At 71.0% G+C, this 13999-nt stretch carries 11 protein-coding genes; 2 read left to right on the plus strand and 9 right to left on the minus strand.

Translation table 11 applies throughout. The features are described 5' to 3' along the window. Positions 1–29 precede the first annotated feature (29 nt). The 3 genes from AB9M23_RS15530 to AB9M23_RS15540 all read right to left on the minus strand — a co-directional run bounded on the left by AB9M23_RS15530 (position 30) and on the right by AB9M23_RS15540 (position 2858). Entirely contained in the window at positions 30–962 is a 933-nt protein-coding gene (locus AB9M23_RS15530; RefSeq protein ID WP_372425566.1) for an ABC transporter permease, read from the minus strand. 47 nt (positions 963–1009) lie between these two features. Further along, positions 1010–1939, minus strand: coding sequence for an ABC transporter permease (locus AB9M23_RS15535; protein ID WP_372425474.1), 930 nt, complete (start codon positions 1937–1939; stop codon positions 1010–1012). Positions 1940–2015: 76 nt separating this feature from the next. Further along, a complete protein-coding gene (locus AB9M23_RS15540; RefSeq protein ID WP_372425475.1) occupies positions 2016–2858 on the minus strand; it encodes an ABC transporter ATP-binding protein in 843 nt (280 codons plus the stop codon). Positions 2859–3250: 392 nt separating this feature from the next. Between AB9M23_RS15540 and rutR the strand changes: the two genes are divergently transcribed. Continuing rightward, a complete protein-coding gene (gene rutR, locus AB9M23_RS15545) occupies positions 3251–3919 on the plus strand; it encodes an HTH-type transcriptional regulator RutR (protein ID WP_372425476.1) in 669 nt (222 codons plus the stop codon). 23 nt (positions 3920–3942) lie between these two features. Here the strand turns inward: rutR and preA are convergent, their stop codons facing one another. The 4 genes from preA to AB9M23_RS15565 form a co-directional block, all read right to left on the minus strand. Next, positions 3943–5283 carry an NAD-dependent dihydropyrimidine dehydrogenase subunit PreA gene (gene preA / locus AB9M23_RS15550; protein ID WP_372425477.1) on the minus strand — a complete coding sequence of 447 codons (1341 nt, stop codon included), beginning with the start codon at positions 5281–5283 and terminating at the stop codon, positions 3943–3945. A 13-nt stretch (positions 5284–5296) separates the two neighbouring features. Then, the gene (locus tag AB9M23_RS15555; protein ID WP_372425478.1) at positions 5297–6658 is read right to left on the minus strand and encodes an NAD(P)-dependent oxidoreductase; all 1362 of its coding nucleotides are present in this window, start codon (positions 6656–6658) and stop codon (positions 5297–5299) included. 249 nt (positions 6659–6907) lie between these two features. Further along, entirely contained in the window at positions 6908–8563 is a 1656-nt protein-coding gene (locus AB9M23_RS15560) for an alpha-amylase family protein (protein WP_372425479.1), read from the minus strand. Positions 8564–8716: 153 nt separating this feature from the next. Continuing rightward, on the minus strand, positions 8717–9694 hold the full coding sequence (locus AB9M23_RS15565; RefSeq protein ID WP_372425480.1) for an NAD(P)H-dependent flavin oxidoreductase: 978 nt from the start codon (positions 9692–9694) through the stop codon (positions 8717–8719). A 199-nt stretch (positions 9695–9893) separates the two neighbouring features. Between AB9M23_RS15565 and AB9M23_RS15570 the strand changes: the two genes are divergently transcribed. Next, positions 9894–10271: a VOC family protein gene (locus AB9M23_RS15570; RefSeq protein ID WP_372425481.1), complete on the plus strand. Its 378-nt coding sequence runs from the start codon at positions 9894–9896 to the stop codon at positions 10269–10271. 49 nt (positions 10272–10320) lie between these two features. Here the strand turns inward: AB9M23_RS15570 and AB9M23_RS15575 are convergent, their stop codons facing one another. Together AB9M23_RS15575 and AB9M23_RS15580 are read right to left on the minus strand one after the other, a co-directional pair. Next, the gene (locus AB9M23_RS15575) at positions 10321–12501 is read right to left on the minus strand and encodes a sodium-translocating pyrophosphatase (RefSeq protein WP_372425482.1); all 2181 of its coding nucleotides are present in this window, start codon (positions 12499–12501) and stop codon (positions 10321–10323) included. A 229-nt stretch (positions 12502–12730) separates the two neighbouring features. Further along, entirely contained in the window at positions 12731–13987 is a 1257-nt protein-coding gene (locus AB9M23_RS15580) for an MFS transporter (RefSeq protein ID WP_372425483.1), read from the minus strand. Between the last annotated feature and the right edge of the window lie 12 nt (positions 13988–13999).

A 13999-nucleotide genomic window follows, 5' to 3' on the forward strand; every position in this document is an offset into this window, starting at 1 on the left:
TCTCCTCCACTGCCGTCGCCGCGCCCCTGTTATTTGCGGATCGACGGATGCCAGAAGGTCGCGGCGCGCTCGGCGAGCACGACGAGACCGTAGAAGGTGGAGCCGGCGACCGCGGCGAGCGCGATCACGGCCCAGACCATGTCGAGGCCGAGGCGCGCCGCCTCGGCCGAGATGCGAAAGCCCATCCCCACGATCGGCGTGCCGAAGAACTCGGCCACGATGGCGCCGATGAGAGCGAGGGTGGAATTGATCTTGAGGGCGTTGAACACGAAGGGCATCGCCGCCGGAAGCCGCAGCTTCACCAGCGTCTCCCAGTAGCCCGCCGCGTAGGAGCGCATCAGGTCGCGCTCCATGCGCGAGGCCTCCTCGAGGCCGGCCACCGTGTTCACCAGCATCGGGAAGAAGGTCATCACCACGACGACCGCGGCCTTCGACTGCCAGTCGAACCCGAACCACATCACCATGATCGGCGCGATGCCGATGATCGGCAGGGCCGCCACGAAGTTGCCGACCGGCAGGAGGCCCCGGCGCAGGAACGGCACGCGGTCGGCGAGGATCGCCACCGCGAAGCCGGACAGGCACCCGATGGCCCAGCCGGCGAGCACGCCCTTCAGGAAGGTCTGCCGGAAGTCGGCCCAGAGTACGTTGCCCGAGACGAGGATGCGCTCCCAGATGGCCGACGGCGGCGGCATCAGCGCGCCCGGGACGCCGAGACCGACGACGGCGACCTCCCACAGGAAGAACAGGAAGGCGCCGAACAGGAGGGGCGTGAACAGGTCGATCGCGGCCTGCGCGGCCCTGGACCGGGTCTTGAGCCCGGCGAGGCCGGCGACCGACAGCGTGGCCGTGGCCCACAGCGCGACGACCAGCGCCCAGAACCCGGCGCCAGCGTTCCCCGCGACCTCCTCCTGATGCACGAGCCCGAGGGCGTAGACGCAGCCCACCCAGGTGAGCGCGATCATCCAGGCGACCTTCGCCGGGCTCGCGAGGCGGCGTGCGAAGAACCCGCTCACGGCCGGCCTCCCATCGCCTTCGTCACGGCCTTCTCGAGCAGGCCCACCGCCACGACGAGGAGCGCTGCGCAGGCGGCGGCGACGACGAGCGCGGACCAGATCTGGATCGTCTGCCCGTAGTAGGAGCCCGCCAGCAGCCGCGCGCCGAGCCCCGCCTGCGCGCCGGTGGGCAGTTCCGCGACGATGGCGCCCACGAGCGAGATCGCGATCGCGACCTTCAGCGAGGCGAACAGGTACGGCAGCGATGCCGGCAGCCGCAGCTTCCAGAAGATCTCCCACGACGACGCCGAATAGGTGCGCATCAGGTCCCGCTGCATGCGGTCGGGCGCCTCGAGCCCCTTCACCATGCCGATCGTGACGGGGAAGAAGCAGAGATACGCGGAGATGATCGCCTTGGGGATCAGCCCGCGCAGCCCGATCGAGCCCAGCACGACGACGATGATCGGCGCGATGGCGAGGATCGGCACGGTCTGCGAGGAGATCACCCACGGCATCAGGCTCTTCTGCAGGGTGCGCAGGTGCACGATGCCGACCGCGAGCAGCACGCCGAGCGCCGAGCCCATCAGGAAGCCGACGAGCGTCGCCGAGATCGTCTCGGTCGCGTGGTAGACGAGGCTGCGGCGCGAGGTCGGCGCCACGTCGAGGATGGTCTTGTCGAGCTCGACCAGGATCTGGTGCGGCGCCGGCAGCATGGGCCTGTCCTCGGCCATGGTCTGCCAGAAGATCGCGCTCGTCGTCGCCTCCTGGCCCATGCGCGCGAAGCGCTCGGAGACGCCGGTCCAGTTCATCAGCACCGCTGCGACGTACCAGACCACCAGGATCGCCGCGACGACGGCGAGCACGGGGCCGGTGTTGCCGCGCCAGAGTTTGCCGAGGAGCCCGGGACGGGCGGCGCCGACGAGGGGGACGGTGGTGGAGGAGGTCACGACGCGCCTCCCCTGGCGGCTCCCCTCTCCCATCCGGGAGCGGGGGGAGCGGCGGCGGCTTCCATGCAGCATCCCCTCAATCGTCATAGGAATGCCCCGCACGAAGCCCCTCGCGTACGCGGTGGGCGATCTTCAGGAATTCCGGCGTCTCGCGGATGTCGAGGGGGCGGTCCGGGCCGAGGTCGCAGTCGATCACGTCGATGATCCGGCCCGGGCGCGGCGACATGACCACGATTCGGGTCGAGAGGAACACCGCCTCGGGGATCGAGTGCGTGACGAAGACCACCGTCTTCTTCGTCTTGGCCCAGAGCTGGAGCAGCTGCTCGTTCAAGTGGTCGCGCACGATCTCGTCGAGCGCGCCGAAGGGCTCGTCCATCAGGAGCAGCTTCGGGTCGAACGACAGTGCCCGGGCGATGGAGGCGCGCTGCTGCATGCCGCCCGACAGCTGCCAGGGATACTTCTTGGCGAAGCCCGAGAGGTTGACGAGCTCGAGCATCTCCTCGCGCCGGCGCCGGCGCTCGTCCTTCGACAGCCCGAAGATCTCGAGCGGGAGCTCGACGTTGCGCCCCACCGTCCGCCACGGATAGAGCGCGGGCGCCTGGAAGACGAAGCCGTAGGCGCGCTTCAGGCGGGCCTCCTCCGGCGTCATGCCGTTGACCGTGATCGATCCGCCGGTGGCGCGCTCGAGGTCGGCGATGACGCGCAGGAGCGTGGTCTTGCCGCAGCCCGACGGGCCGATGAAGGAGACGAACTCGCCCTCGGCGACCTGGAGATCGACGTCGGAGAGCGCGTAGACCGGCCCGTCCGCCGTCTGGAACGTGAGCGAGAGCCCGCGGACGTCGATCACCGACGCGTCGCGCACGGCGGCGCCGACGGGCGCCCCCGCGTGCGCGCCGAGCGGTGCGGCGGATCCGGCCATGTACTCCTCCAGACGCATGTCCCTGCCCGACCCCCTCAGCTTCGTCCGCCCGGGCCGGCGGCGCAAGAGCGCGATGCCGACCGTTCACCGCTCGCCGCCCCGCGACTCTCGGGCAAGACGCGTGCCGCACGAGCCGCCCCGACGTCCAAGGTCGCGCGCGCCGCGCGTGGACGAGCGCGACGGGACTCCCCTCTCCCCTCTCCACGAGGGAGAGGGGAGAGCCTGCATCGACCTCCCGCTCGGCGCGTCGACCGGGCCGCGCCGAGCCCCTGCTCATCCTGTCGGCATCCCGCCGCACGCCGCGGCACCGAAACCACACGAGACGCGCGGCCATCCGCGCTTGCCTCCCGCCGCGTCCCCGCCATACGGTCGGGCCGAGCCGGGAGGACGGGATGGACGAGGCGGTACGCGTGGACGGGGAGGAGACGGCGGCGGTGGGGCGCAACGGCCCGCGCACCCGGGCGGGCGAGGCCAACGAGGAGCGCATCCTCGACGCCGCCCTCGACGCCTTCGCCAGCCGCGGCTTTCACGGCGCCCGGATCGACGCGATCGCCGCCGCGGCGGGGCTCTCCAAGCCGAACCTGCTCTACTACTTCAAGACCAAGGACGCGCTCTACCTCGCCGTGCTCCGCCGCACGCTGGAACTCTGGCTCGAGCCCCTGCGGGAACTCGACGAGGGCCGCGACCCGCGCGCGGCGCTCGAGGCCTACGTCGCGCGCAAGCTCGCCTATTCCCGCGACATGCCCGCCGCCTCGAAGCTCTTCGCGCTCGAGATCCTCCAGGGCGCGCCGCTGCTCGGGCGCGTCCTCGACGGTCCGCTGAAGGCGCTCGTCGACGAGAAGGTCGCGATCCTGGAGCGCTGGATCGCCGCCGGGCGGCTCGCGCCCGTGGCTCCGCACACGCTCATCTTCGCGATCTGGGCGACGACGCAGCATTACGCCGATTTCTCCTCGCAGGTGGCGGCCGTGACGGGCCGCACGCTGGCGGACGAGGGGTTCTTCGAGGAGACGCGCGAGGGGCTCGTGCGCCTCCTCCTCGACGGGGCGATGCCGCGCGGGTGAGACGCCCCGCGCGGGCGCCGGGATCACTCCGCCGGCTCGAGCGCGGCGTCGGTGTCGTAGGCCACCGGCTGCTTCGCCATCGGGTTGTTGGGGTGCTGCGTCCAGTTCCGGTAGGAACCGTCGACCATGCGGCCGGTGCGCTTGTCGACCGCGTTCTCCAGCGGCACCATGGTGATGCAGTTCTCGACCGGGCAGACGACGGCGCAGAGATTGCAGCCGACGCATTCCTCCTCGATCACCTCGAACTTGCGCACCCCCTCGACCATGTTCGTGATCGCCTGGTGGGACGTGTCCTCGCAGGCGATGTGGCAGCGGCCGCACTTGATGCAGGCGTCCTGGTCGATCTGCGCCTTCACGGCGTAGTCGAGGTTCAGGTACTGCCAGTCGGTGACGTTGGGGATCGCCTTGCCCACGAAGTCGGAGACGCGGGAATAGCCCTTCTGGTCCATCCAGTCGGACAGGCCCGACTTCATCTCCTCGACGATCTTGAAGCCGTAGACCATCGCGGCCGTGCAGACCTGCACCGTGCCGGCGCCCAGCGCCATGAACTCGGCGGCGTCCTTCCAGGTCTCGATGCCGCCGATGCCGGAGATCGGCAGGCCGCGGGTGGCCTCCGCGCGGGCGATCTCGGCGGTCATGTTGAGCGCGATCGGCTTGACCGCCGGCCCGCACATGCCGCCGTGCGTGCCCTTGCCGCCCGTGTGCGGCCAGGGCGACATGGCGTCGAGGTCGACGTGCATGATGGAATTGACGGTGTTGATGAGCGACACCGCGTCCGCGCCGCCGCGCTTGGCGGCCTCCGCGGGCTTGCGGATGTCGCCGACGTTGGGCGTGAGCTTCACGATCACCGGCATGCGGGTGTGCTGCTTGCACCAGCGCGCGACCATCTCGACGTATTCGGGCACCTGCCCCACCGCCGAGCCCATGCCGCGCTCGGACATGCCGTGGGGGCAGCCGAAGTTGAGCTCGACGCCGTCGGCCTCGGTCTCCTCGACACGCGCGAGGATCGCCTTCCAGCTCTCCTCGGTGCAGGGCACCATCAGCGAGACCACCATCGCCCGGTCCGGCCACTTGCGCTTGACCTCCTTGATCTCGCGCAGGTTCACCTCGAGCGGCCTATCGGTGATCAGCTCGATGTTGTTGAAGCCGATCACGCGCCGGTCCGGCCCGTGGATCGCGCCGTAGCGCGGGCCCGAGACGTTCACGACCGGCGGGTCCTCGCCGAGCGTCTTCCAGACGACGCCGCCCCAGCCGGCGCGGAAGGCGCGCTCGACGTTGTAGGCCTTGTCGGTGGGCGGCGCGGAGGCGAGCCAGAAGGGGTTGGGCGCCTTGATGCCCACGAAGTCGACGGACAGGTCGGCCATGGTCTCGTCCTCCTCATTCTGCCGCGAGCGGCATGCGGGCGGCGAGCGCCCGGTCGATGGACAGCGCGGCCTGCTTGCCGTCCTCCACCGCGACGACGGTGAGATCCGAGCCGCCGGCGATGCAGTCGCCCCCGGCCCAGACCTTGGGCAGCGAGGTGCGCCGCTCGGCGTCGACCCTGATCTTCGGCCCGTCCATCTCGAGCACCGCGCTCTCGTCGGCGACGTCGGTCGGCAGGAAGACCTGGCCGATCGCCTTGAACAGCTGGTCGGCGGGCAGCGCGAAGGTCTCGCCGGTATCGACGAGCTTGCCGCCCTCGAGCGCCGTGCGCATGAACAGCACGGACGAGAGGACACCGCCCTCCCCCTGCACCGCGTAGGGCCGGGCGAAGTGGCGGATGACGACGCCGTTCGTGAGCGCCACCTCCTGCTCGTAGCGCGAGGCCGGCATGGCGTCGGCGCCACGACGGTAGACGAGGGTGACCTCCTCCGCGCCGAGCTTCTTCGCCTGCACGGCGGCGTCGATCGCCGTCATGCCGCCGCCGACCACGATCACCCGGCGGCCGATCGGCAGCGTTTCGAGGTCCGGCGTCTGGCGCAGGCGCTCGATGAAGGCGACCGCGTCCTCGATGTTGGCGAGGCCCGCCTCGTCGACGCCGAGCGCGTTCACCGCCTGGAGGCCCAGCCCGAGGAACACCGCGTCGTACTCCGACGCGAGGGAGGCGAGCGTGACGTCGCGGCCGAGCCGCTTGCCGTGGTGGACGGTGATGCCGCCGACGCCGAGGATCCAGTCGACCTCGCGTTGCGCGAAGTTCTCAGTCGCCTTGTAGGCGGCGATGCCGTGCTCGTTGAGCCCGCCGGCCTTCTCGCGCGCCTCGTAGACGTCGACCGCGTGGCCGAGCGTCGCGAGCTTGTGGGCACAGGACAGCCCCGCCGGCCCCGCGCCGACGACCGCGACCCGCGCGCCCGTCGCGGGACCCTGCCGGTAGAGCTGGCGTCCCGCCGAGAACAGCGCGTCGGTGGCGTAGCGCTGGAGGCGCCCGATCTCGACGGGCTTGCCCTCGGCCATGCGCACGCAGGCCTCCTCGCAGAGCGTCTCGGTGGGGCAGACGCGCGCGCACATGCCGCCGAAGATATTCGCGTCGAGGATCGTCTTGGCCGCGCCCTGCGGGTTGTCCGCCATGATCTGGCGGATGAACAGCGGGATGTCGATGCCCGTCGGGCAGGCCTGGATGCAGGGCGCGTCGTAGCAGAACAGGCAGCGCTCGGAGGCGACGCGCGCCTCGTTGCGGTCGAGCGCCGGATGCAGGTCCCCGAACCCGGCCTCGATGGCCTCCGCCGGAAGCCGGCCGGCGCCGATGTCAGGATGCGTGCTCACGGCATGAGCCTCCCTCGAGCCCGCGCGGATACGCCCACGGGCCTCGCTCGCGAAATGGTCGGACACGTTCACCCTCGGCCGGTCTCTCTTGGAGCGGCTCTAGTTTTGACCATGTGATCAAAAGCGAGGGCGGCTGTCAATTTCGCGGCAGGGTGAAAAGGGAGGCAGGGGTGGTCAGGGGATGGGCAGCAGATGCCGATGGGCCGCGCCCGCACGACGCCGGCGTGCGTCTGCGACATCGATCCCCTCTCACCGCCGCTCGTCGTCCGCCCTGAACCACGCGTATCCGTGGGGCGGCAGCGCGATCGGCTCGTCGGCCGCCTGCGGCAGGCGTCCGCCGCTGTCGCACAGGACGGGGCGCAGCACCTCGTGCTCGTCTGCGATGTCGAGGGTGACCGTCACCTGGCGCGGCGCGAGGTTGTGGAGCGTGATCGTGCTCGCACCCCGCCAGCTCGCCCGCAGCGCGAGCACGCCGGGATCGTCCGTCTCCAGGATCTCGCTGCGCCCCCAGCCGATCTCGGGCGCCGCGCGGCGCGCGCGCACGAGCCGGCGGATGCGCTCGAGCAGGGAGTTCGCGTTCTCGCTCTGGAGCGCGACGTTGACGGCGTCCGGCGCGAACGCGGGATCGGTCACCATGGCGCGCGCGAGACGCCGCGGCGCCGCCTTGGAGAAACCGCCCGTCGGCCCGTCGGTCCATTGGAGAGGCGTGCGCACGGCTGCGCGCTCGGGCAGGTCGAGGTTGTCGCCCATGCCGATCTCGTCGCCGTACCAGAAAACCGGCGTGCCGGGCAGCGCGAGCATCAGGCTGTAGGTCATGGCGAGCCGCCGACAGTCCCCGCCGAGCATCGGCGCGAGGCGCCGGCGGATGCCGCGGTCGTAGAGACGCATGCCCGGGTCCGGCGCGAAGGCCGCGAAGACCTGCGCGCGTTCCTCCTCGGAGAGCCGCCCCAGATCGAGCTCGTCGTGGTTTCGCAGGAAGGTCGCCCATTGCGCCACCTCGTGGATCGGTGGGCGCGCCCTCATCAGTTCGGCGATAGGGCTCGCGTCCTCCCGGGCCAGCGCGAGGAAGGTCGCCTGGTTCAACAGGAAGTCGAAGACCATCGTCATCCGCTCGCCGTCGTCGCCGAAATAGGCGGGGATCGTCTCCATCGGCACGTTCGCCTCGGCGAGCAGGATCGCCTCCGCCTTGCGCCAGGAGAGGAAGCGGCGCAGGTAGGTGAGGAATTCGTGCGGGTCCGCCTGCGCGTCCGGGTCCGCGCTGCGCAGCGGCGAGCGCGGGCCGTCCTCGATCAGGAAGGGCACGGCGTCGAGCCGGAAACCCGAGACGCCGAGCTCCAGCCAGAAGCCCATGATCTTCTCGATCTCCTCGCGCACCGCGGGGTTCGCGACGTTGAGATCGGCCTGATGCTCGTAGAACCGATGAAAATAGTAGGCGCCGGCCTCCTCGTCCCAGGTCCAGGTCGTGTCCTGCACGCCCGGGAAGACGACGCCCTCGTGCGCGTCGTCCGGCTTCTCATCGGACCACAGATAGAAGTCGCGAAAGCGCGAGCCCGGGTCGGCGCGGGCCTTCTGGAACCAGGGATGATCGGTCGAGGTGTGGTTGACCACGAGATCGACGATCACGCGGATGCCCCGCCCGTTCGCTTCGCGCGTGAAGTTCACGAAGTCGCCCAGAGTGCCGAGCCGCGGGTCGACCCGGTAGAAGTCCGAAACGTCGTAGCCGTTGTCGCGGTTGGGCGAGGCGTAGAACGGCAGGAGCCAGACGCAGGTGGCGCCGAGCGCCTCGATGTGGTCGAGGCGGTCCGTGAGACCCTGGAAGTCCCCGCACCCGTCTCCGTCCGAATCCATGAAGGTCTCGACGTCTACGCAATAGACGACGGCGTTCTTGTACCAGAGATCGAGCATGGGGGGTCCCTCTCTCCTTCCCCGGCGGGAAGGCCGTCGCGGGTGGGGCCGCCGACGCCCGGAGCACGCGATGCGTCTGCGACGACTGCCGAAACCGCCGCTGCGCGCCTTTCGTTCCGGGCTACGGGGAGCAGGGGCCCGAAGCCCCCCGGCTCAGCGTGGCCGCAGCCGCACGCGGCCCTCCATCGCCCGCGCCGTGTCGTACTCCTCGGCGAGGCGCGCGATGCGCGCGGCCGCGGGCACGACGTGGTCGACCACGCCGATCCCCTGCCCCGCGCCCCAGATGTCGCGCCAGGCCTTGGCGTCCGCGCCCGACGCGCCGAAGTCCATCGCCTGGCGCTCCTTGTCGGCCAGCGTGGCGGGATCGATCCCCGCGGCGCGGATCGAGGGCGCGAGGTAGTTGCCCGGCACGCCGGTGAAGTAGGGCGTGTAGAGGATGTCGTCGGCCGTGCTCTCGACGATCATGCGCTTGTAGCCCTCGCTCGCCCGCGCCTCGGTCGTGGCGATGAAGGGCGAGCCGATGTAGGCGAAATCCGCCCCCATCACCTCCGCCGCGCGCACCGCCCGGCCGGTGGCGATGGCGCCCGAGAGCGCGATCGGGCCGTCGAAGAAGGCGCGGATCTCCTGGACGAGGGCGAAGGGCGAGAGCCCGCCCGCGTGCCCGCCGGCGCCGGCCGCGACCGCCACGAGCCCGTCGGCGCCCTTCTCCAGCGCCTTGTGCGCGAACCTCACGTTGATCACGTCGTGGAAGGTGATGCCCCCCCAGGCGTGCACGGCGTCGTTCAGCTCCGGGCGTGCGCCCAGCGACGTGATGACGATCGGCACGCGGTGCTTCTCGCACAGCGCGAGATCCTGCTCGAGCCGGTCGTTCGAGCGATGCACGATCTGGTTCACCGCGAAGGGCGCGGATGGCGCCTGCGGATGCGCGGCGTCGTGGGCGGCCAGCGCCTCGCGGATCTGCGCGAGCCACTCGTCGAGCAGCGCCGGCGGGCGGGCGTTGAGCGCCGGGAAGGAGCCGACGATCCCGGCCTCGCACTGCGCGATCACGAGCTCCGGCCCCGAGACGATGAACATCGGGGCGGCGATCACGGGCAGGCGCAGGCGGCCCTGGAGGATGGCGGGTAGCGGCACGGGGACGTCTCCGGCGGGAGTGGCGCGCGAGCGGGGTCGCAGCCGACATGGACGCTCCCCGCGATCCTTGCAAGCACGGGCGGCAACGCCGGGCGGCGGCCGCCGGGCGCCGCGTCCCCTACGGATGCGTCCGGATGTCGCGGGCGCTCGGGTGGGCCTAGGGTCCGCCCGGCGCAGGGCGCGCCCGAGGAGAGGAGCCATGACCCCGCACGGGTACTTCCACTGGAACGAGCTGATGACGAAGGACCTCGCCGCGTCGAAGGCCTTCTACGGCGAGACGCTGGGCTGGACCTTCGAGGAGATGCCGATGGACAACGGCACGACCTACGCCGTCGCCATGGTCGGCGGCACCGCGGTCGCGGGCCTGTTCGACACGTCGCACATGGGAGACGAGGCCGGGCCGGAGACCTGGTTCGCCTACGTCAGCGTCCACGATCTCGATGCGGCGCTCGCCGCGGCGCGCGCGAAGGGCGGGAGCGTCCTGCGCGAGCCCTTCGACGTGCCGCAGGTCGGCCGCATCGCCATCGTCGCCGACCCGCGCGGCGTCGCCGTCGGCTGGATGACGCCCGCGAGCTGAAGCGAGACCGCCCGCCCCGGCCGAGCGCGGCCGGGGCGGGCGGTGGTCCTCACATCTGGGCGAGAACGGCGAGCAGCATCAGGGCGATGATGTTGGTGATCTTGATCGCCGGGTTCACGGCGGGGCCCGCCGTGTCCTTGTAGGGATCGCCGACGGTGTCGCCGGTGACCGACGCCTTGTGCGCCTCCGAGCCCTTCATGTGCTTCACGCCGTCCTTGTCGACGAAGCCGTCCTCGAAGGACTTCTTGGCGTTGTCCCAGGCGCCGCCGCCCGACGTCATCGAGATCGCCACGAACAGGCCCGTGACGATGACCCCGAGCAGCATCGCGCCCACCGCCGAGAAGGCCTGGCTCTTGCCCGCCACCGCGTAGATCACGAAGTAGGTCACGATCGGCGCGAGCACCGGCAGCAGCGACGGCACCACCATCTCGCGGATGGCGGCCTTGGTCAGCATGTCGACCGCGCGCCCGTAGTCGGGACGATCGGTGCCCGCCATGATGCCCGGCTTCTCCTTGAACTGCCGGCGCACCTCCTCGACCACCGCGCCCGCCGCGCGGCCCACCGCCGTCATGGCGATGCCGCCGAACAGGAACGGGATCAGGCCGCCGAAGAGCAGGCCCACGACCACGTAGGGGTTGGCCAGGGAGAAGTCCGGCGTGACGCCGGCGAAGTACTGGTACTGCGTCGAGCCCTCGGCGTTCGCCGAGAGGATGAAGTAGTTCAGGTCGGACGTGTAGGCCGCGAACAGGACGAGCGCCCCGAGGCCGGCCGAGCCGATGGCGTAGCCCTTGGTGACGGCCTTCGTGGTGTTGCCCACCGCGTCGAGCGCGTCGGTGGAGCGGCGCACCTCCTTGGGCAGGCCCGCCATCTCGGCGATGCCGCCGGCGTTGTCCGTCACCGGGCCGAAGGCGTCGAGCGCGACCACCATGCCGGCGAGCGCCAGCATCGCGGTGACCGCGATGGCGATGCCGAAGAGCCCCGCGAGCAGGTACGCGCCGATGATGCCGAAGCAGATCACCACCGTCGGCAGCGCGGTCGACTCGAGCGAGATCGCGAGGCCCTGGATCACGTTGGTGCCGTGGCCGGTCACCGAGGCCTGCGAGATCGAGCGCACCGGCCTGAAGCCGACGCCGGTGTAGTACTCGGTGATCCAGACGATGAGCCCGGTGACCACGAGGCCGAGCACCGCCGCGAGGAAGAGGTCGAGCGAGGTGAAGACCGTGACGTTCTCGCCGCCGCCGAGCGTCGGCACGACCGCCGTGAACTCGGTGGAGAAGCCGCCGAAGAGCAGGACGTTGACGAGCGCGATCGCCGCGATCGAGAGCACGCCGGTGGCGACGAAGCCCTTGTAGAGGGCGCCCATGATGGACGAGTTCGCGCCGAGCTTGACGAAGAACGTGCCGGCGATCGAGGTGACGATGCACACCGCGCCGATCGAGAGCGGGTAGAGCAGCATCGTCTCCATGCCGGGCTGGCCGGCGAAGAAGATCGCCGCGAGCACCATGGTGGCGACGAAGGTCACCGCGTAGGTCTCGAACAGGTCCGCCGCCATGCCGGCGCAGTCGCCGACGTTGTCGCCGACGTTGTCCGCGATCGTGGCCGGATTGCGCGGGTCGTCCTCCGGGATGCCGGCCTCGACCTTGCCGACGAGGTCGCCGCCGACGTCCGCGCCCTTGGTGAAGATGCCGCCGCCGAGGCGGGCGAAGATCGAGATCAGCGAGGCGCCGAAGCCCAGCGCGACCAGCGAATCGATGACGATGCGCGAGCCGGGTCCATAGCCGAGCCACCGGGTGAGGACGGTGTAGTAGACGGCGACGCCCAGAAGCGCGAGGCCCGCCACGAGCATGCCCGTGACGGCGCCGGACTTGAACGCCACGTCCAGTCCCTTCGCGAGCGAGGTCGCCGCCGCCTGGGCGGTGCGGACGTTTGCGCGCACCGAGACGTTCATGCCGATGAAGCCGGCCGCGGCGGACAGGATCGCGCCGATGGCGAAGCCGATCGCCACCCAGATCCCCAGGAGCCAGACGATCACGCCGAACAGGATCACGCCGACGATGCCGATCGTGATGTACTGACGCTTGAGGTAGGCCTGCGCGCCCTCGGCGATCGCGCCCGCGATCTCCTGCATCCGAAGGGTGCCGGCGTCGCGTTTCATGACATCGTTGATGGCCCAGAGGCCGTAGGCGATGGACAACGCACCGCCCAGGATGATGAGTGTGAGTACGAGCATCTGACCGTCCTTGGGATCGGGGTCGGCGCCGCTGTCCGTCGCATTCCGGCACGTGCGCGACGCGCCGGGGCCGGCGCTCGCCCCCTCTTGAGGTTTCCGCGAGGAGTCGTGCCAAACTTTCCGACGGTGCGCAAACGAGACTTGCGGCCGACGGCCGCGGGACGCACGGATTTCGGCCGCTTTCCGGTGCCGGCGCCGGCGCGCGCCGTCGATCGGGCGGCGCGGGGCCTCAGGCGGCGGAGAGCCGCTTGTCGCGCGCCTGCAGCGCGACGAGGGCGAGCGCCACCGCGATCGGCGGGAAGACGAGCCAGTTGAGCGTCTCCCAGCCGCCGACGTCGAGCAGCTTGCCGGCGGAGAAGGAGGCGATCGCCACCGAGCCGAAGACGAGGAAGTCGTTGGCGCCCTGGACCTTCGCCCGCTCCTCGGGGCGGTGGCAGTCCGTCACCATCGCGGTCGCGCCGATGAAGCCGAAGTTCCAGCCCACCCCGAGCAGGATCAGCCCGCCCCAGAAATGCGCGACAGTCAGCCCGCCGAGGTTGATCGCCGCCGCCACCGCGATCATCACGAGGCCGATCGCCGTGATCGTCTCCTTGCCGAAGCGCTCGATCAGGCGCCCGGTGAAGAAGGCCGGGCCGAACATCGCCAGGATGTGCCACGAGATGCCGAGCGCCGCCGTCTCGATGGGCAGCCCGCAGCCCACCATGGCGAGCGGCGCCGCCGTCATCAAGAAGCTCATCAGCCCGTAGGAGACGAGCCCGGCGCAGACCGCGATGACGAAGCGCCCCTGGCGCACGATCGTACGCAGGGGGCGTCCGGCGCGCGCGGGACCCTCCCCCGCCGGGCGCGGCGGCGGCACGGGCGGGGTGCGCAGCTGGGAGATCACCAGGATCGAGAGCAACGCGAGCCCGCCCTGCGCCAGGAACGAGCCGGCGAAGGGCGCGCCCGGGATGGCCTCGCGGGTGAGGATCACCACCTGCGGCCCCACGACGCCGGCGACGAGCCCGCCGGCCATCACCCACGAGATCGCCCGCGCCTTGAAGGCCGGGCTCGCCGTGTCCGCCGCCGCGAAGCGGTAGGATTGCACGTAGGCGCCGTAGAATCCGGCGACGAAGGTGCCGAGGCAGAACAGCAGGAACGCCTCGCGGGCGATGCCGAGCGTGGCGATCGCACCGGCCACGACCCCGATCGTGGCGCCGAGGACATAGCCCGTTCGCCGCCCGAAGCGGCGCATCACCAGGGCGGCGGGAATCGTGCCGAGCGCGAGCCCGAGATTGAGGAGGCTCACCGGAAGCGTCGCGAGCGCGTCGTTCTCGGCGAGCTGCTGGCCGACGATCCCGCCGAGCGAGATGATGATCGCCGGGTTCGCACCGCCGAGCGCCTGCGCGCCGGCGAGCACGACGGCGTTGCGGCGGGCGAGCCCGTCGTCGATCCCGGGGCCGCCCGGCGCGGGGCCATCGCGCATGCGGCTCGCGCCGGTCGTCGTCATCGCTCCCGCCCG

The sequence above is a fragment of the Salinarimonas chemoclinalis genome, assembly GCF_041514305.1.
Classification (GTDB): domain Bacteria; phylum Pseudomonadota; class Alphaproteobacteria; order Rhizobiales; family Beijerinckiaceae; genus Salinarimonas; species Salinarimonas chemoclinalis.